17 protein-coding genes are annotated in these 18,302 nt (G+C 59.2%); 10 read left to right on the plus strand and 7 right to left on the minus strand.

What is annotated here, in order from left to right:
- Positions 1-145 precede the first annotated feature (145 nt).
- The 5 genes from BV911_RS14780 to allE are packed head-to-tail and all read left to right on the plus strand — an operon-like array spanning position 146 to position 4,686.
- The gene (locus BV911_RS14780) at positions 146-418 is read left to right on the plus strand and encodes a (2Fe-2S)-binding protein (RefSeq protein ID WP_086054396.1); all 273 of its coding nucleotides are present in this window, start codon (positions 146-148) and stop codon (positions 416-418) included.
- Positions 415-1,845, plus strand: coding sequence for an FAD-dependent oxidoreductase (locus tag BV911_RS14785; protein WP_086054397.1), 1,431 nt, complete (start codon positions 415-417; stop codon positions 1,843-1,845). Before BV911_RS14780 ends, BV911_RS14785 begins: the two co-directional genes overlap by 4 nt.
- Positions 1,842-2,978, plus strand: coding sequence for an FAD-binding oxidoreductase (locus tag BV911_RS14790; RefSeq protein ID WP_086054398.1), 1,137 nt, complete (start codon positions 1,842-1,844; stop codon positions 2,976-2,978). The genes BV911_RS14785 and BV911_RS14790 overlap by 4 nt, the downstream gene beginning before the upstream one ends.
- Positions 2,975-3,928: a dihydrodipicolinate synthase family protein gene (locus tag BV911_RS14795; protein WP_086054399.1), complete on the plus strand. Its 954-nt coding sequence runs from the start codon at positions 2,975-2,977 to the stop codon at positions 3,926-3,928. Before BV911_RS14790 ends, BV911_RS14795 begins: the two co-directional genes overlap by 4 nt.
- Positions 3,929-3,930: 2 nt before the next feature.
- Complete coding sequence (allE, locus tag BV911_RS14800) at positions 3,931-4,686, plus strand: (S)-ureidoglycine aminohydrolase (RefSeq protein WP_086054400.1); 756 nt, start codon at positions 3,931-3,933, stop codon at positions 4,684-4,686.
- On the opposite strand, the gene BV911_RS14805 is transcribed toward allE, so the two are convergent.
- The 7 genes from BV911_RS14805 to BV911_RS14835 form a co-directional block, all read right to left on the minus strand.
- On the minus strand, positions 4,678-5,328 hold the full coding sequence (locus BV911_RS14805; protein WP_086054401.1) for a GntR family transcriptional regulator: 651 nt from the start codon (positions 5,326-5,328) through the stop codon (positions 4,678-4,680). The two genes, allE and BV911_RS14805, sit on opposite strands and share 9 nt — an antisense overlap.
- 18 nt (positions 5,329-5,346) lie before the next feature.
- Positions 5,347-5,646 carry a hypothetical protein gene (locus BV911_RS14810; protein ID WP_086054402.1) on the minus strand — a complete coding sequence of 100 codons (300 nt, stop codon included), beginning with the start codon at positions 5,644-5,646 and terminating at the stop codon, positions 5,347-5,349.
- A 508-nt stretch (positions 5,647-6,154) separates the two neighbouring features.
- Positions 6,155-7,585: a sulfatase-like hydrolase/transferase gene (locus tag BV911_RS14815; RefSeq protein WP_086054403.1), complete on the minus strand. Its 1,431-nt coding sequence runs from the start codon at positions 7,583-7,585 to the stop codon at positions 6,155-6,157.
- A 158-nt stretch (positions 7,586-7,743) separates the two neighbouring features.
- Positions 7,744-8,901, minus strand: a complete 1,158-nt coding sequence (locus tag BV911_RS14820; RefSeq protein WP_086054404.1) for a mandelate racemase/muconate lactonizing enzyme family protein — start codon at positions 8,899-8,901, stop codon at positions 7,744-7,746.
- 112 nt (positions 8,902-9,013) lie between these two features.
- Positions 9,014-10,306 (minus strand): sulfatase, encoded by a 1,293-nt coding sequence (locus BV911_RS14825; RefSeq protein ID WP_086054405.1) that lies wholly within the window; start codon positions 10,304-10,306, stop codon positions 9,014-9,016.
- A gap of 42 nt (positions 10,307-10,348) precedes the next feature.
- Positions 10,349-11,548 carry a sulfatase gene (locus BV911_RS14830; protein WP_086054406.1) on the minus strand — a complete coding sequence of 400 codons (1,200 nt, stop codon included), beginning with the start codon at positions 11,546-11,548 and terminating at the stop codon, positions 10,349-10,351.
- A 72-nt stretch (positions 11,549-11,620) separates the two neighbouring features.
- The gene (locus BV911_RS14835; protein ID WP_168184097.1) at positions 11,621-13,183 is read right to left on the minus strand and encodes an ABC transporter substrate-binding protein; all 1,563 of its coding nucleotides are present in this window, start codon (positions 13,181-13,183) and stop codon (positions 11,621-11,623) included.
- Between the two features lie 180 nt (positions 13,184-13,363).
- Between BV911_RS14835 and BV911_RS14840 the strand changes: the two genes are divergently transcribed.
- The 5 genes from BV911_RS14840 to BV911_RS14860 are packed head-to-tail and all read left to right on the plus strand — an operon-like array spanning position 13,364 to position 18,138.
- Entirely contained in the window at positions 13,364-14,314 is a 951-nt protein-coding gene (locus tag BV911_RS14840; protein ID WP_086054408.1) for a LysR family transcriptional regulator, read from the plus strand.
- A complete protein-coding gene (locus BV911_RS14845; RefSeq protein WP_086054409.1) occupies positions 14,311-15,255 on the plus strand; it encodes an ABC transporter permease in 945 nt (314 codons plus the stop codon). The genes BV911_RS14840 and BV911_RS14845 overlap by 4 nt, the downstream gene beginning before the upstream one ends.
- Before the next feature lie 37 nt (positions 15,256-15,292).
- On the plus strand, positions 15,293-16,117 hold the full coding sequence (locus BV911_RS14850; RefSeq protein ID WP_205963865.1) for an ABC transporter permease: 825 nt from the start codon (positions 15,293-15,295) through the stop codon (positions 16,115-16,117).
- Between the two features lie 3 nt (positions 16,118-16,120).
- A complete protein-coding gene (locus tag BV911_RS14855) occupies positions 16,121-17,107 on the plus strand; it encodes an ABC transporter ATP-binding protein (RefSeq protein WP_086054411.1) in 987 nt (328 codons plus the stop codon).
- Complete coding sequence (locus BV911_RS14860; RefSeq protein WP_086054412.1) at positions 17,107-18,138, plus strand: ABC transporter ATP-binding protein; 1,032 nt, start codon at positions 17,107-17,109, stop codon at positions 18,136-18,138. Before BV911_RS14855 ends, BV911_RS14860 begins: the two co-directional genes overlap by 1 nt.
- Positions 18,139-18,302 lie beyond the last annotated feature (164 nt).

Consider the following 18,302-nt stretch of genomic DNA (forward strand, 5'->3'; position numbering starts at 1 on the left):
CTATTGCGACGGCCAGTACTGTGGCTGTCATTCAATTTCCTGTTGCCGACGTGTCTATAATTTGTATACAAAAGTTACACAAAGCAAGCAAGAAATCAGCGTCTATCTTAAAGACGCACAGCGAGTTGGCAGTAAGGACGGCGCAATGCACAGAAAAATGGCGGCCCGGGAATTGTCGATCCAAGTGGACGGCAAAACCATCGGATGTGAGCCAGGCCAGAGCGTCGCCTCCGCGTTATTGGCGCAGGGAATCTATCGCTTCCGCACGAGCCCGAATGACCACCTGCCGCGCGGCCCGTTCTGCATGATGGGCGCGTGTCAGGAATGCGCGATCTTAATTGACGGATCAATTCGACGCGCCTGCCAAACGGAAGTGGCCGAAGGGATGCGCGTTTGCCTCAAAGGGGCCTCGGCATGACGCCCCGCACTGAAATCGCAGATCTCATTGTGATCGGCGCAGGCCCTGCCGGCGCGAACGCCGCCCTTGCCGCCCATAATGCGGGGCTAAAAGTTGTGCTGGTCGATGAAGCGGCCCAACCAGGCGGGCAAGTCTGGCGCGCACCTATCACCGCCAAAGCAAAGCAATCGCCGGTCAAAGACATTGACCGCAAGATGGGCGATGCCCTGCGTCAGCAACTGGTTTCCGCCAACATCCACATCTTGACGGATACGCAGGTCTGGTCGGCGGACCGGCAGCCCGAAGGGTTCGAAGTTGGGACGATCGGTGAGGCTGGCACTGTGTTCCTGCGTGCGCCCAGGCTGATCGCCGCCCCCGGTGCGTACGAACGCATTCTGCCATTCCCCGGCTGGACCATTCCGGGCGTGTTCGGGTTGGCGGCGGCAACTGCACTGCTGAAGGCCGAGAAAACCCTGCCCGGGCGCCGGATCATCGTGGCGGGCCAAGGGCCGTTGCTGATCGCGGTCGCGGCGCAGGCGGTGGCCCTTGGACTTCGGCCCGTTGCGATCGTTGACGCCGCCAGTCGAGCGGATTGGGCAAAGAGCCTCGCAGGATATGCCCGTCAGCCACGACAGCTGGCACGCGGCATGAGATGGATGGCGCAACTGACCCGCGCCCGCGTGCCGTACTATCGACAACATGAAGTGTCCTCAGCAACCGGCGCGGACAGCTTGGCAGGCGTGACCCTCCGCTCTTTGAAAAGCGGGGAAACGCGCACTATCGACGTTGACACACTCTTTGTCGGCAACGGACTGACACCTGCCGATGAGGTGTTCCGCCTGCTTGGTGCCGATCAAGAGCCTTGCCCGATCAGCGGGACACAGCGCGTCGTTTGCGATGAATTGGGGCGCTGCTCTGTTCCGGGTCTTTATGCTGCGGGCGACGCCGCTGGTATCCGCGGGGCCCTTCCCGCCCTGCATCAGGGACGGATCGCAGGCCTTGCTGCGGCCCATGATGCGGGTGCCCTCTCCGGTGCCGCGCTTAGCGCCGCACTCGCGTCGTCGTCGCGCGCGCTGACGCAATTGCAGCCCTTTGCGGATGCGTCCTGCCGCTTGATGCGCCTGTCAGGGCAGCGGGTCGCGGCGGCGCCCGACGACACCATCATTTGCCGGTGCGAAGATGTCCGCGCTGGCGACATCCGCAAGGCCATCAACCAGGGGGCGGTCGATATCAATCAACTTAAACACTTTACCAGACTAGGGATGGGACCGTGTCAGGGCCGTATCTGCGCGGTCAACGCGGCAGAGATCATCCGTCAGGAAACCGGTGCCGCAGTCAATTCCACACGTCTGACCCCGCGCGGACCAATCCGCCCACTGGAGACAGCGCAATTGATTGGCGAGTTTGGCTATTCTGACATCCCTATTCCGAAACCGGCACCGCTATGAGCACCGAAACCTGTGATCTGGCCGTCATTGGCGGCGGCGTGCATGGCGCAAGCGTAGCGTTGTTTGCCGCACGGGCAGGACTGCGTGTCACCCTGTTTGACGCGGATGCCTTGTGCCGCGCCGCATCGGGGACCAATGCCGGGACGCTGACCATGCAAATGACCCGTGCCGCGCTTATCCCGTACGCGATGGAGGCCCACAAAATGTGGACCGATGCGTCGCGCTGGCTTGGCCATGACGTCGGCGTTGTTGCGTGCGAGGGGCTGTCTTTGGCCTTTACCGAGCGCGAAGAGCAAATCTTGTCCGACCGCGCGACGGCGCGGGGCGCTGCGGGCGCACCGATCCGGCTGATCACGCCGGAAGAGACGTTGAAGATTGAACCCAATGCAAACCCGGGAATTCGCATGGCCAGCCATTGTGCGATTGATGGGTACGCCAACGCCTATCTCACCGGCATCGCCTTTCGCCGCGCCCTGCTGGAGGCAGGCGTCACGATCCGAGAATATACGCCTGTCATCGGACTGGAGCCGACCGGCCAAGGTTATGATCTGAAACTGCGGGACGGCAAGGCCAGCGCGCGCCAAATCGTCCTTGCGGGTGGCGTTTGGCTTGAGCCGATGATGGAAATGCTCGGCCTCCGACTGGCGATCAAAACACTGGTGAACCAGTTGGCCGTGACAGAGCGCGCTGCCCCCCTCATGCGCACTGTCGTGTGCATCGCAAGCGGGCTGCTATCTTTGAAGCAGTTTCCACATGGCACCGTCGTCATTGGCGGAGGATGGCAAGGCACGGGCGACCGTGACACCAACAGTCACCGCGCAACCACAGAAAGTATGATCGGAAACGTCCGGCTGGCCGTACATGCCATTCCACGTTTGCGTCAAACCAGAATCGTCCGCAGTTGGACCGGGTTTGAATCCGAAACCGCCGACGCCCTTCCTGCACTTGGTCCGATCCCAGGCTTCGAGGGCGCATGGATATGCGGCGCCGTGCATTCCGGCTATACCAGCGCCCCCTACACGGCACACTGCCTCACACAGGCTATTCTCGGGGGTGAACCCGACATGCCGCTATTCCCTATCGATCGACTTCTCACCGCCCCGTTGCGGGATCCTCAAAGGAGCACCCATTGAACAGTTTCCTGTCTCCGGCCGCCCAAGCACTAACTGGCATCCACGCGGCCACCATTTGCCCGATGGACGCCGACGGTCAGATCGTCGAGAGCGAACTGACCCAGCATCTGAATGATATTTCCCATGCAGACGGCATACGCGGCCTTTTGTTGAATGGTCACGCGGGCGAAGGCCACCTTCTGACCCGCGAGGAACGCAATCTAGTCCTTTCAGCCGCGCGCGCCTGCACACCGTCCGATTGCGTCCTGACCGCCGGAATTACGTCGGAAAGCACTGCTGCGGCCTGCATTGAGGCCGAAGACGCCGCAAAGGCGGGTGCAGATGCAGTGCTTGTCTTTCAGCCGAACCACTGGGCTGGGGGCTGCGACGCCGCGATTGTCACCGCGCATCATCGGGCAATCGCGAACGCGTCGGGTCTGCCACTGGTGCTCTACCGCGCTCCGATTTCCGGGCATTTGTCCTATGACATGGCCGTCATGGAAAAATTGCTAGAGATTGATGCGGTCGCTGGCATCAAAGAAGGAAGTTGGGAAGTCGCGGCCTACGAAGAATTGTGGCGGCATGTGAAAGTCGCGCGGCCAGACATTTCCGTGATGGGCTCAGGCGATGAGCACCTTCTGACCTCCTATATGATCGGCAGCGATGGCAGCCAAGTCTCACTGGCAGCGATCATCCCCGATACGATCACCGCCCTTTTCAACACGGCAGAGGCAAGTGATTGGGCAAAGGCGCGTCAATTGCACGACGTTCTCTACCCCCTGTCGACGGCGATCTACCGCGATAGACCGGGATATTTGGCGACCGCGCGCCTGAAAACCTGCCTGAAATTGCTGGGTCGGATCGGCCATGACACCACGAAAGCGCCGATCCGCCCGCTTCGCGCCGACGAAGTATCCCGCCTACAAGCGGTCCTTGAAGCGGCCGGCCTGATGTTAAAAGAACGGATCTGAACATGCGACAATCCCTTGGCGAAAGCCGGTCACGCTATGCCCGCGATCATGCCCTCGTAAGCCCGGATAGCCACGAACGCACAACGCTGCCCCATTGGTCCGGCGCAGAGACGATCTTTCTGATCACACCGCAGGCCGGGGCGCGTTTTTCGTTGTTTCTGGTCACATCGACAGGCGGGCTGTCTGCGGACGAACCGCCCCACCACGCCGAACGGGTTGTGCTGGTGCGCAGCGGTCGGATTGACCTGACGGTCGACGGTCAGTCGCATACCTTGGATGCGGACGGTTACGCCTATCTCCCCGCTGGTGTCCCGCACCAATTGCGCGCGTCAGCAGAGGCGAACTTGATCGTTCTAGAGCGGCCCTATCGCCCGGCCCCGACCGGTGGCACGCCGAAAGTTGTGGTGTCGTCCATATCCAAACTGCCAAAGACCGCCATGAAAGGCGATGAACGCTTACAACTGCAAAAACTCCTGCCGGGCGGTCCAGAGTTCGACATGGAACTCAACATCATGGATTTCGCTCCGGGCGCCTCGCTGCCCTACGTCGAAACCCATTTTATGGAGCATGGCCTTGTCATGCTGAACGGTGGCGGAATCTACCGGTTGGGCGATCAGTGGTATTCGGTTGAAGCCGATGATGCCATTTGGATGGGGCCGTTTTGCCCGCAATGGTTCGGCGCGATCGGTCGCGAAAATGCGCGATATTTGATCTACAAAAACTGGAACCGTGATCCGCTGGACGGCGGGTCAGCGTAACAGTTTTAGAGAATAGGTCATCAGGCTTCGAAGATGCGTCCTGACCGCCTTGCGCGCGAGGGACGCATCATTTGCTTCCAAGGCATCCAGAATAGCATCGTGCTCTTCGAAATCCGCCTCGACCCGGGCTTCAAGTCCGGCGATTTCGAACAGCCGCGTTGTGACGCGAAGCGTTTCGATGATTCCGAACATCACGTCGTTGCCGTCTGAATTGCCGTATAACTGATGCACCGTATCATCGGACTGCCAATGGGCGTCAGTTTGAACACGGGGCAGACGCCGCAGGTCTGCGATCTCGTCCCGCGCGGCCTGAATTGCGGCGCGGTCCAACCGGCCCACTGCGTTGGCGGCGGCTTCGGGCTCCAACAGATAGCGCACTTTCAAACTTCGGAGGTATTCCGTCATCTCGACGCGACGCACCAAATAGGATCGCCCCGAGGACCGGGAAATCATGCCCTGCCCCTCCAGTCGCTGCAGCGCCTCGCGCAAGGGCGTGCGCGAGATCCCCAGTTTTTCAGCCAGTCGCTGTTCCAGAATCGTCTCACCGCCCCGAAGCTCTCGTTTTTGGATCAACTCGGTGATCTGGCGGTGGGCACGATCCGAAAGAGCGCCGGCAGGTTTGGAATCTTTTTGAATAGGCATCGCTTAAAAATGTCTTCCTTAGACGCGCCGGATATAGGCGTCAGCAGGCCCAGCGGCCTTGTGCACCCCGTCGCGGATCACAATATTACGTCGGAGATTATTGCTGACGGGCCAGCCTTTAATCTCCAGTCCCTCGTAAGGGGAATAGTCGGCGCCGTCACGAAGATTGGCATCGTGAATCTTCTCAGTCTTGTCATCTTTGGTGAGATCGGTGACCAGCGCCGCAATCGTTCCATCGCAGAGACATAAATCGCAGACGACGCTGTCAGAGGCCGTCACAATCGTACCACCCTCAACGACCGGATCGACCTCTTGCACGTTGAAAACCCTTCTAACTGTAGTGGCACCGCCGAGACGTAATCGGGCCGCGGCTCTGGCAGGAACACTATGGCTCATGGCATCAAATACCTAAAGACAGCTTGCATACAAAATGCGTGCATTCGCAACCCGCCTGAGACCGCATATCGTTAAGTAGGAAGGGCTCTGCGGTGAATGTCCGACGTGGACGAGATCGCGCTTCCCCCAAACAGTGCTAGGCCGCGAAGGGTTGCGCCAAAGCACTGGTCGACAAAAGCAACGGACAGATCAGAGGTCGGGTTCGTCGGCGCAGGTTAAAGCGTCTTCCGCGAGAACCTTGCAATAGCGGGACGAACCATACGGGTTCCAAGGGCTTTCTTCAGCAATTCGTCTCCGACATGCTGCGTTCACCACACACCGTCCTCCGGTGCCGGCTTTCGTCTTCGACGGTTGTAGTCCGACCAATCATGGGCGCACCCATCCGGTCATATTTCTGCCGCTATTTAGGAAAGCAGGCGGCGCGGGCACATTAAACCGGCGCCGGCGTGAAGGGGATATCACTGGCCCCGGCAATAACGGATCGCCCCCCATTGGCGGCGATCACCTCGGCTTGCGCGGCAAATGCCTGCGCGTTCACCGTATCCGGATCGCAGACTTGACGCAAACAGGCGGCAAGGTCGGATCGAACCACCGCATAATTCGGGTCGGTGCCAAGGTCGCACTCTTCATTCGGGTCGGTGTCCAAATTGAACAGCTGTGGCTGCGTGCCGACATATTCGACGTATTTCCACGGCCCCTTCCGCAGCGCGAACACGCCGCAATTGGACCCAATGGCATGGTATTCCGCGAAAACGGCACGGTCCTGCGCGCCGTTGGCCAAATCGATCAATGACGCACCGGGCAGGCTGGTTGCCGTGGCAACGCCGGTGGCAGCAAGGGCCGTCGGCGCGATATCAATCAGCGACACCGGGCAATCGGACACCTTGCCCTCTGGCACGCCCTGACCGGCGATGATCATCGGCACACCTAGGGAATCCTCATACATCACCGATTTGCCCCACAACTGGCGGTTGCCCAGATTGTCGCCATGGTCCGACGTGTAAATGACCCGGGTCGAACCCGACAGTCCAGTATCCTCAAGGGCGGTCAGAACCTGACCGATCAGGCGATCCAGACAAGTGATCATCCCCATATAGGCCCGCAGAGCAACGGCGCGTTGGGCATCGTCAAAGTGACGATCGTAATTCATTTGGGTGCGCGTCCAGTTTAGGGCCGGATGATCCGGCGACGGGCTGGTCAGCCCTTCGCGCAGTTGGTCCAACCCGTAATCGGCATACAGATCGTAATCCGCTTGTGGCGCGATCATCGGGAAATGCGGCATCACAAAGCTGAGGAACAACGCAAATCGCCGGCCTTCAGGATCTGCGCCGCGCCGTTTCAGCCACTCGGTGGCAGTGTCGGCGATGCGGTGATCGTACCGGCCATAGCTGCTGTCACCGGGACCCGCCGTGACGGCTATGTCATCCAGACCGGCCTTCGGCAACGGATCGGACCGGAACAAGCCTTTCAGATCGCCCTTGCCGTCCACCACATGCAGCGGGATCAACTCTTCGGTAAAGCCATAGTCGTCGTCGCCCCGATAATGCAGCTTGCCAATCGACACCACATCGACCCCAGCGTCCCGCAGCATATGGTGCCAACTTGGCTCTGCCCCCGTGTACGGGGTTGCATTGTCCCAACACCCGATCTGATGCGGATAGAGGCCCGTTGCCAGCGATCCACGCGACGGGACGCAAATCGGGCTATTGCAGTAAGCGTTGGTAAAGCGGGTCCCACGCGCCGCAAGGGCGTCAAGGTTCGGGGTCTGCACCAGCCTGTGCCCGTAGCATCCCGAGACCTTACGGTTGTGTTCGTCCGAGAGAATAAACAGCAGGTTCTGCGGCGTGTGACGGTTGGTCATGGAGAATTTCCTTTGGGGTCCATCGTGTCAGACGACATGGCCCGGTCTGGGATCAAGGTTTGCCTGCGTGCGGAACTAAAACAGGGTCATCGCGCTGTCGGCCCATTCAACGCGGCCCAACAGCGTTGACAAAAGCGACATCCCCACCCTCAGGTGGATCACCAATTTGTCACGGACCCGTCCGCGCGCGTCAGATGCGGGCATTCGATCGGGTCGGCCCCATCGGCGGCACGGATCGCGTCCTCGTCGACGACGATGCCCAACCCCGGTGCTTCGGTGACGATATAATTCGCCCCTTGCAGGTCAACCTGCCCCGGAAACAACTTGGGGCAGTGAAACCCAAGCGCCTCAGTTGGGGCCTGCCGGGTTTCCACCCAGCTCAGGTTCGGCACAGCCATGGCCAAATGCGCCGTCGCCGCCGTACAGACCGGCCCCAATGGGTTATGCGGCATCAGGTCCACATAGTGCAGCTCGCACCAGCCCGCGATTTTCATCGCTTCGGTGAAGCCGCCGATATTGCAAATATCTAGCCGCATATACTGCGTCAGCCCCTGTTCAACATAGGGGGCCGCCTGCCATTTTGAGGCAAATTCTTCGCCGACGGCAAAGGGAATATCGGTCATGCCGCGCAAGGCCTTATAGGCCGACGGGTCTTCGCAGCGGATCGGTTCTTCAAGGAAGTCCAGCGTGCCGGGAGGCAACATATTACAGAAGCTGGCGGTCTCTGCCACCGACAGACGATGATGATAGTCGATCCCCAGAACCGGTTCGGGGCCGATTTCGGCCCGCAATGCGATCAAGGTCTGGGCGGTGCGGGCAATCGACATCCGCGGCGAAAACACCCCATGTGACTCTTCATAGCTGGGCACAACCCGGACACAGTCCCAACCCGCCGCAATCAGGGATTGGACCTCGGCCAAGGAGTCGTCGATGGTCGCGCCGGGCGCGCTGGCGAAGCTTGGCACATGGTCACGATGGCGCCCGCCCAAAAGTTGATAGACCGGCACCCCCAACGATTGGCCAAGGATGTCATGCAGCGCGATATCCAACGCCGATTGCGCCGCCGTCAGAACCCGGCCGCCTTCGAAATACTGGCTGCGATAAAGCTCTTGCCAGATGCGCCCGATCCGGCGGGAATCTTGTCCGATCAGGACCTTGGAGAAACAGTCAATCGCCGCGGCCACCGCAGTTTCACGCGACGACAGGCCGGATTCGCCCCACCCCACCACGCCATCTTCGGTCTGGACCCGCACCAACATTTGGTTGCGCGTGCCGACGCGGATGACGAATGTTTCGATGCCTTCAATGCGGCTCATGTTAATTTCCTGTATAGAGTGGTCAGAGTGTGTCAGGCACGCCCAAGGTGCCACCGAGACAACCGTTTCTCGGGGTCACACTGGCACGTCTTCGTCGTGAAAAAGGTCCGCGTTAAGCGAATGCTTCGACAGATGTCTCGGACCGAGACACATTGGGGGCCGTTTGATTTGCCTGCACGATTTGCAGTCCCATGTGATCGGACAGGGCAGTGGCCTCTGCCTCCAGACACGCCACAAGATCACTGAATATATCCGGATGTTCTGAGCCCCCTGCCCCAGCCATCAGGTTCAACCGCTCTTCAGGATCGGTCGTCAGATCGAATAGCCGTGGGTTCACGCCACCCTCGGAGAGGATCAGTTTATGTGTGCGCGTTCTGAGGCCGCGTTCGTGCAGGCGCGGGCTCAGCTCGGCATCGCTTGTGGTCAGAACATCGTAGGTTTCATTTTCGATATAATAGCAATCGCGCCAATCCTGTGCTGTCCCTTCCAGAAGGCCACGAATGCTGCGACCTTGCAAATGATCGGGGGCCTCGACACCCGCATAGTCCAGAACCGTCGGCATCAGATCCTGAATGCCGATGAACGCATCGCAGGTTTCGCCCGATGGAATCCCCGGCCCTGAAATGACGAAAGGCACATGGACGCTTTCTTCGGTGCACATGAATTTGCTGGTCGTGCCGTCGCGCAAGTGAAAGTTTTCGCCGTGATCCGAGTAATAGATGACGATGGTATTCTCCAACTCTCCGCATTCCTCAAGCGCTGCGAACACCCGGCCAACACAGCGGTCCAAGGCCGTGACCGAACCGTAATAGCCCGGAAACGGCACCTTCATGCGGCGATAGTGATCCATCGTATCCAGCGGGGACGAGAACGGATCATGGGGCGGATACCACGACATGACCGAGAAGAACGATGTCTCCCGATCACGGGTACGGATCCAGTCGATCATGTCATCGGTGTCCCGGTCCGGCACCCATGTCCCGCCTTGCATGTTCTGCTTGCTATCAACCCAATGGCCGCCCCACGAGTTGAAGGCGTTGAACACATCGAACGGCCCCGGATTGCGGGTTCCCAGATGCCATTTGCCGTAATACGCGCATTGATAGCCGCCGGATTTCATCAACGAAAAGACTGATTGTTCCAAAAGGCCCGCGTCTGACAACAGGTCATCAACACCATAGGCATTGCGGATCACATTGTGGGTATGGGGATAGACTCCAGTCCACATCGATGTCCGCGCCGGTGTGCAGACCGGAAAGACGGTCCGGCACTCGGAAAACACCGTGCCTTGGCCCGCCATCCCTTCGAGATAAGGCGCATCGACGAAGTCGTTGCCATAAAATGGCAATGTGTCGGCACGTTGTTGATCGCTGAACAACAGCAGAATATTCGGCCGCTTGCCCATTTTCGTCTCCAATTCATTTTAGATTAACAGCAGAGGCTGGTCTCAGATCAACTCGCCTTGGGGTTGGGTCCCATAGGTGGCATCGGCGATGACCAGATCGGCCAGATGCTGACCCAAAGTGTCGCCCAAGTCGTGAGCGGACTCTTTCAGTTGTGCGGCCATGGCCACCACCCGATCTCGTCGGCTTGCGAATTGATCGACCAGCCCCTGCGGTGACGGGCTTGGCAGGTTGAACAGGTTGAACTCTTCCTCTGGGTCGATCCGCAGATCATACAGGCGGCATTCCCCACCATCGGCACTGAGGATCAGCTTATGCCGTCCGTCCCAAATTGCCCGCTGCGCCCAGTCGGGGAACACGGCAAACGGTGCGAGGCCGTCCTTAAAGGTGACGTCGATATGGCGACGGTAGATGTTGTGCAGATAGATGCGGTCGCGCCACTGCGCGTCATCAACCTCGCTCTGCAACAACGGCGTCAGATCACGTCCCTGAATTGCCGGAATGGCGGCACCTGCAAATCGTGCCAGTGTCGGGGCAAGGTCGTGCAGCCCGACCAGCGCATCACAAATCCGCCCCGCTTCAATCCGCCCCGGTGCCGAGATCAACAGCGGCACGCGGACGCTTTCATCGTGGCAACTGTTGGCATGATTAACGAAATCGCGATAGCGAAAGGTCTCACCGCTGAGCGACGTATAGGCCAGAACCGTTTGGTCCCGGCGACCGCTGTTATCCAACGCGGCAATCATCTGCCCGACGGCGGCGTCATAGGCAGTGATCGCGGCAAAATAGCTGGCAAGCGGGACGCCATTGCCGCGATATGGCTTCAGGTGGTCAACATGGATGTCATCGAAATCCCAGATCGACGGCATCTGGATCAGCACAGCCCGCGGTGCAGGGGTGGGTTTCTCAAGGATCTCGACGGCAGCCTGCGTTGTCTGGGCCAGCCCCCCATCCGGGACCACCTGCTCTAAGGCATAGCCAACGGCGACAAGGGCTTTGCCCAACGGACTGTCGTTGAAGGGCGGGATGCCGGCAGCGCCCTCGTCGGGATAGGTGCCGGACAACAGCGCGGCACCTGCCGGTCCGGCGTCGGGAAATACGGTTACGGCCCGGTCAAACCGTGCGCCAGCCGCTGCCAATCCATCCAGATGCGGCGTCTTGATAAGCGCGTTTCCAACACATTGCAGGAAGTCGCCCCGATGATGGTTTCCGACAATCAGGATTAAATCGGGTTGCTGACTCATGGGTCTCTCACTTTGAAAATTGGCGTGCACCGGTGCCGCCACACGTTGACAGCACCGGAAAATTGGGTGGGATCAGCTTTTTGGATCGACCCAAACATCCCAAGCGCGGAACACCCGGTAGGGTTTGAAGTCGTGAACCTCGTTGCGCACCGCCAGATAAAGACCGGTCGCACCAACACGGATCGAATAGGCATTGTTCAACACGCCAGCCTGATAATCCTCGAAGCCCTGTTTGCGGTCGGCAAAGGTCAAGCCGGTCCGGGTGCGTTCGGCAGCGTCTTCCAGTTCGGGGTCGATATAGCCTTGCAGATTGTTGGCACCGGCGAAGTGGCGCAGCATCCCGAACGGACCGATTGACGGGGCCAGACCGAAGCCACCGATGAGGATGTCCCACTTGTCCTTTTGACCCAGCATCGCGGTCCAGGTCGCGGTGTCCACCGCATTAATGGTCGTATTGACCCCTAGTTTTTTCAGCTGATCTTGCAGAGCAATGGAATAATCACGCGGAACTTGCTGATCACCAGTGACCAGAATGGTCAGGTCTTCGCCCGCGTAGCCGCTTTTGGCCAACAGGTCCTTGGCACGGTCCACATCGTTGAGATTATAAAACTCTTTCCCAGCATCCGAGTAGTAAGGGTAGCCTTCGTACTGCCAGCCATGGCCAAGCTCAAAGTTCCCGCCCGTGGCGAAATCAAGCAGAATGCCATAGTCCAACCCCACCTGCACCGCCCGGCGGAAATCCAAGTTGTCGCCCGGAGCACGTGAGACATTGAAGGTCTGGTGCAGCATCATCCAAGGCAGAAGCTTTTCAGCGGTGGCAACACCGCTGGCGTTCAGTTGCGGCACGTCGGTTGCGGCGATCTGATTGGCGACATGATACTCACCGGTCAGCATCCCGGCCAGTCTGGCACCTTGCTCTGGCACATTGCGAAAGGTCACGCTGTCCACATAGGCTGTGCGCTTGCCGCCGAAGCCGTCCGGCCCGTCAAATCCGGGGCTTGGGGCATAATCGGCGAACCGCTCCAGCGTGATGTGGCTATCGGGCACCCATTCCACGAACTTGAACGGCCCCGTGCCAATCGGTTCAAATTCATCCCGCGACTTGACGGCGATCTCGGCCGGTAGAATGCCGACGATGACCCGCGGCGAACTGAGGTTTTCAAGAAAGGTCGGATAGGGCTGCGACATGTGGACGACGATGGTCGTATCATCGACCCGTTCGAACGAGGCCACCGGCCCCATAATTTCGCGATCAATCCCAGTTTCTTTCATCCGGGTCCAAGAAGCGATCACATCATCCACATCCATAATGTCGCCGTTATGAAACGGCACACCGTCGCGGATATGAAAGGTGTAGCTCATCGCATCGGGCGCCACCTCGAAACTTTCCGCAAGCTGGGGAATGATATTGCCCGTCTCCCCCACCGTGATGACACCCTCGAAGATGTTCGAGGCAATGTCCCGCGTCTCGCCGCTGGTCGAAGCCTGTGGGTCCAGCTCGCCAAGGTTGCTGGCGCTTGCGATGATCAACTCCCCCCCGATCACGGGGTCCTGCGCAATGGCGATACTGCCACTTGCGCCCAGCAGACCGATGGCGGCGACAAGCGTGACGCCGAATGGAAAATTGTGATGCATGGTGTCCTCCCAAGTGCATTTTTCTATGCCCATCACCGCATTTGTCAGCCGGTTCCGCAATACGAAGGCACGACCCAAAGCATTCCATTTCGGAATAACAGAAGGCCCTTATCTCGGTTGATTGGAATAATAGCGGCTGCTAGCGTCCGGTAACTTGAAGTCAACGGGAGGGTTAGACGGATGGAGACACGACACGCCCGAATGGTGCGAGTCATTGCGGAAACCGGACGATTTTCGCTAGCGGCAGAGCGCCTCGGACTGGGCCAACCGGCCCTTACAAAAATCGTTCAAAGGGTCGAAGACGAATTTGGCGTTCCGCTGTTCACACGCGGCCCGCAAGGAACCAGCTTGGCCCCGTTCGGCCATCTTTTCCTTGAATATGCCGAAGTCATCGAACGGGAAACACGGGACCTTGCCTCGGCTGCGCTGGCGATGCGCAAAGGCGAAAGCGGTCATTTCCGTATCGGCGCAGGTCAGTCATGGATCCACAACCTGATGCCAGCCATCATCCAGCAGGTCCATTGTGCGCGGCCTAATCTCTCGCTCAGTGTTGTGACCGGATCAGTTCCGGGATTGGTCGACGAACTGCTCGCCGGTCGCATCGACCTTGCCTTTGTGTCGATGACCGTCCCGCTGTCCGACGACCTTTGCAGTGAAGAATTGCTACGGGACCAACTCAGCGTGATCGCGCGCCCGGACCATCCCCTCACCCAATTGGGACGGCCCTGCACCATAGAAGAGATGCTGGAATACGGCTGGATCATCGGCGAAAAAATCCAGACAGACTTGGCCTATACTTGGCTTCAGGACGCGACCAAGAAACTGGGGTGCCCATTGCCGAAAGTGGTTCTGGAAACCCATCAGAAACATCTGATGGTCGAACTCATCCGCAACACCGACTTGCTTGCGTTCGAACCGGTTCATTCCCCGGCATTGACGAACGGTGATGTTGTCCTCGTCTCGGGGCAGCGGATTCAGCGGCCGCGTGGCACCGGAATGATCTGGCGCAAAAATCGGGTGGTGCCGGGAATGCAGTTCATCATGGACGTGGCGCGCAGCATTTCAAGCGACCGAAACCCCGAGCAGTTTGAACCGCGCCCCGAGGGGCGTGCGCAAAAGGTGACGAAGTGATTTTGTATATTCTGAAACGATTGCTCAGTGCGATCCCGGTCTTGCTGATCGTCAGCGTCATCGCCTTTGTGATCATCCAACTGGTCCCCGGCGACGGGGCCTCGGTCATTGCGGGGCAGGACGCCTCCATTGAAGAAATCGAATTTGTCCGCAATCAGATGGGCCTCAATGAGCCATGGCCGCTGCGGTTGGGCGGCTGGATGACCGGTCTGTTACATGGCGATCTGGGCTATTCCTACATGCTTAAGCGTCCGGTTGCGTCGGCGATCCTCGAACGGTTGCCTGTCACCCTGTCGTTGGCGTTTCTGTCGATCGCCTTCGCATCCGTCTTCGGGGTTCTGATCGGGACACTTGCCGCCGTGTTTCATCGCACATGGATCGATGCGAGCGTGATGAGCCTGTCACTGGTCGGGGTTTCCGTTCCAAATTTCTGGTTTGGCCTGGTCGCAATCCTGGTCTTTTCCGTCGGTCTGGGCTGGTTCCCAAGCGGCGGGTTTGTCCCACCGTCCGAGTCGATCACGGGCTGGTTGCAGTCCATGGCCCTGCCGGCAATCACGCTTGGCACCGGCACGATGGGCCTGATTTCCCGGTTCACGCGCTCTGTCATGCTAGAGCAACTGGGGCAGGATTATGTCCGCACTGCCGAAGCGAAAGGCCTGTTGGCCCGGCAAGTCATCGGAAAGCACGCGTTGAAGAACGCCATGATCCCGATTTTAACCGTCATCGGCATCACCTTTTCGCTGACTATGGCCGGGGCGATCGTCATTGAATCTGTCTTCTCCCTGAACGGTCTTGGCCGCTTGATGCTGCATGCCGTCACCCGCCGCGACTATCCGGTGCTGCAAGGTGGCTTGGTGGTCATCGCCTTTTCGTTCGTGTTCATCAATCTGCTGGTGGACATCCTATATTCTTGGCTGGATCCACGGGTGCGCTATGACTGAATCCTCTTTTCCCGCAACCGCTTCCAAGGCCCGTCAGATGCAACTTCTTCTGCGGGGGAACCTTCCACTCACGATTGGCGGCGCCATTTTGGCCTGCATCGTTTTGATAACCGTAATCGGGCCGTTCGTGATGCCGTATGGTCCCGAAGACACATCGCTAATGGACCGCTTCAAAGCGCCCAGTGTGGCGCACCTTGCCGGGACTGACGCGTTTGGGCGGGACGTGATGACCCGGGTGATCGATGGCGCCCATATATCGCTGTCGATTGGCCTTTCTGTCGTGATCATTACGATGTCGCTCGGCATCGTGATCGGCGCGATTGCCGGCTACTTTCCCAAACTCGACAATATCATCATGCGGGTGATGGACGCCGGAGAAGCCTTTCCAACCCTGCTTTTGGCCATCGCATTGGCCGCTGTGCTTGGCCCAGGTGTTGTCAATGTCGTGCTGGCCTTGGGCATTGCCTATACCCCGCGCACCGCACGGATTGTGCGCGCGTCAGTTCTGATCTTGTCCCAGCAGCAGTTCGTCGAAGCGGCGCGCGCCAGCAACGCCAGCCACCTGAGGATCATTGCAAAACACCTGATCCCCAATGCATTGGCCCCGGTGATCGTTCAAATGACTTTTGTTTTTGCAGACGCCGTTCTGGCCGAAGCCGCACTAAGTTTCATTGGCGTTGGCCCGCCGCCGCCCTCGCCGACGTGGGGAAATATCATCGCAGATGGCAGAAGCTATCTTTTCTCCGCCCCTTGGATTTCGCTGTTTCCTGGTCTGGCGATCTTCTTCACGGTTCTGTCGTTGAATTTGGTTGGCGACGGCCTGCGCGATCAACTTGATCCGCGCCTCAAGAGATTGGATTGATCCATGACACAGCCACTTCTAGAGGTCGAAGACCTCACCATCTCACTCGGTTCCGGGGCGTCGCGTGTCGACATTGTCGATGGCGTCAGTTTCACGGTTGGCGCGAATGAGCCGATCGGGATCGTCGGTGAATCCGGCAGCGGCAAAAGCATGATCGCCTTGGCGATCATGGGCCTCCTCCCGAAAGCCCTGAAAATCACCCGCGGGACAATCCGTTTCGAAGGACGCGAAATCCAAGCCTTAAGCAAAGCCGAAATGCGGCGTTTGCGCGGGGCCGAGATCGGGATGATCTTTCAAGAGCCCTCTACCGCTTTGAACCCGGTTTTCACCACGGGCGCCCAGTTGGTCGAGGTTTTACAGCGGCACACCCGCATGTCCAAATCCGAGGCCCGAGACCGGACAATCGAATTGTTTCGCCAAGTCGGCATCCCCTCCCCCGCCGAGCGGTTCAACGATTATCCGCATCAGATGTCTGGCGGGATGCGACAGCGGGTGATGATCGCAATGGCGCTGGCCTGCAAACCCAAGCTGATCATCGCGGACGAACCAACCACGGCGCTGGATGCGACGATCCAGCTTCAAATCATGAATGTCTTGGTGCGGTTGCGGGCCGAAACCGGCGTCGCGGTGGTTTTCATCAGCCATGACTTGGCACTTGTGGCAAGCTTCGCGGAGCGGATTCAAGTGATGTATGCTGGTCGACTGGCGGAAACCGGACCGACCGATCTGGTCTTCAATGCCCCAAACCACCCCTACACCGAAGGCCTGATGCACTGCGCCTTTGGGTTGGAGGACGATGTCACCCGGTTGCCGACCATCGAAGGCCGTGTCCCAAGCCCATCTCACTTTCCGAAAGGCTGCCGGTTTTCCACCCGTTGCAGCCATGTTCGGGACATGTGTCATAATTTGGTCCCGCCCAAAATACCCGTTGGCGACGATCACCTATCCGCCTGTTTTCGGCACACTCATTTCCAGACGGTGACTTCGTGATGACAGCCCAACCTGCCGCCCATGACATTTTGTTCTCAGTCCGCGGCCTGAGCAAGCATTTCACTGCGAAACGAACCCTGCCCTTTAGCGGACCACCAAAGGTTGTGCGGGCGGTCGACAAGTTGACCTTCGACATCCACAGGGGCGAAACCCTTGGCCTTGTCGGCGAAAGCGGCTGTGGCAAGACAACCACTAGCCGTCTTTTGATCCGGTTGCTCAACGCAACCTCGGGCGAGGTCGACTATGACGGCGCGCCGCTGTTGCCCCGCCAAGGGTCCGCGCTGTTTGATTTTCGCCATGATGTGCAGATCGTCTTCCAAGACCCGTTCGGGTCCCTCAATCCGCGCATGACAGCCGAACAGGTGATTGCCGAACCGCTGATCACATCAACCTCAATGACCGCCGCGCAGCGCAAGGCGCGGGTGGCCGAATTGCTTGGCCTTGTGGGGTTATCTGCCGAACACGCCAAGCGGTATCCACACCAGTTCTCGGGCGGCCAGCGGCAACGGATCGGAATCGCGCGGGCCTTGGCGCTACATCCAAAATTCCTCGTCTGCGACGAACCTGTTTCGGCTTTGGACCTGTCTATTCAAGCCCAGATCGTCAATCTGCTGCAGGACTTGCAACGGGATCTTGGACTGACGGTTCTGTTTGTCGCCCATGACCTGCAAGTGGTGCGTCATGTATCGGATCGGGTGGGGGTGATGTATTTGGGTCGGATGGTCGAACTTGCGGATAGCGAGACGATTTTCAACCGCTCGCGGCACCCATACACCCGGCTTCTCTTGGCCTCGTCGCCCCGCCTTCGCAAATCCAAGGTGCCCGACCTCGCCCGCGAACCCGTCGAGCAGGCCGATATTCCCAGCCCGCTTGCGCCACCGCCCGGGTGTCATTTCCACACCCGCTGCCCCTTGGCGACGGCGCGCTGTCAGGCCGAGGTTCCCCTCTGGCGCTCGATCGGCGACGGACACCACGTCATGTGCCATCACGCCGAACAGGTCGGGGGGCCTGTCGCAAAATCTGTGGGCTAGCACTGGTGTCTATTGGCCGGATGACGCTGGCCTTTGCCCATATCCTTGGTTGCACTGGCCGCGCCCAGTGTCCTATCTTTGGGCCTCAGAATTGACGATGCAGACCACATCCGCCCGACCCTCGCCTTGGGCGGATGTGGCCAGCGGACCGTCGACAGCACAAT

The organism is Pseudoruegeria sp. SK021 (genome assembly GCF_002119405.1).
GTDB lineage: Bacteria > Pseudomonadota > Alphaproteobacteria > Rhodobacterales > Rhodobacteraceae > Meridianimarinicoccus.

Coding starts and splice junctions, on each gene's coding strand:
- BV911_RS14780 (WP_086054396.1), top strand. CDS start 146: ATGCACAGAAAAATGGCGGCCCGGGAATTGTCGATCCAAGTGGACGGC.
- BV911_RS14785 (WP_086054397.1), top strand. CDS start 415: ATGACGCCCCGCACTGAAATCGCAGATCTCATTGTGATCGGCGCAGGC.
- BV911_RS14790 (WP_086054398.1), top strand. CDS start 1,842: ATGAGCACCGAAACCTGTGATCTGGCCGTCATTGGCGGCGGCGTGCAT.
- allE (WP_086054400.1), top strand. CDS start 3,931: ATGCGACAATCCCTTGGCGAAAGCCGGTCACGCTATGCCCGCGATCAT.
- BV911_RS14805 (WP_086054401.1), bottom strand. CDS start 5,328: ATGCCTATTCAAAAAGATTCCAAACCTGCCGGCGCTCTTTCGGATCGT.
- BV911_RS14815 (WP_086054403.1), bottom strand. CDS start 7,585: ATGACCAACCGTCACACGCCGCAGAACCTGCTGTTTATTCTCTCGGAC.
- BV911_RS14820 (WP_086054404.1), bottom strand. CDS start 8,901: ATGAGCCGCATTGAAGGCATCGAAACATTCGTCATCCGCGTCGGCACG.
- BV911_RS14825 (WP_086054405.1), bottom strand. CDS start 10,306: ATGGGCAAGCGGCCGAATATTCTGCTGTTGTTCAGCGATCAACAACGT.
- BV911_RS14830 (WP_086054406.1), bottom strand. CDS start 11,548: ATGAGTCAGCAACCCGATTTAATCCTGATTGTCGGAAACCATCATCGG.
- BV911_RS14835 (WP_168184097.1), bottom strand. CDS start 13,183: ATGCATCACAATTTTCCATTCGGCGTCACGCTTGTCGCCGCCATCGGT.
- BV911_RS14840 (WP_086054408.1), top strand. CDS start 13,364: ATGGAGACACGACACGCCCGAATGGTGCGAGTCATTGCGGAAACCGGA.
- BV911_RS14850 (WP_205963865.1), top strand. CDS start 15,293: ATGCAACTTCTTCTGCGGGGGAACCTTCCACTCACGATTGGCGGCGCC.
- BV911_RS14855 (WP_086054411.1), top strand. CDS start 16,121: ATGACACAGCCACTTCTAGAGGTCGAAGACCTCACCATCTCACTCGGT.
- BV911_RS14860 (WP_086054412.1), top strand. CDS start 17,107: ATGACAGCCCAACCTGCCGCCCATGACATTTTGTTCTCAGTCCGCGGC.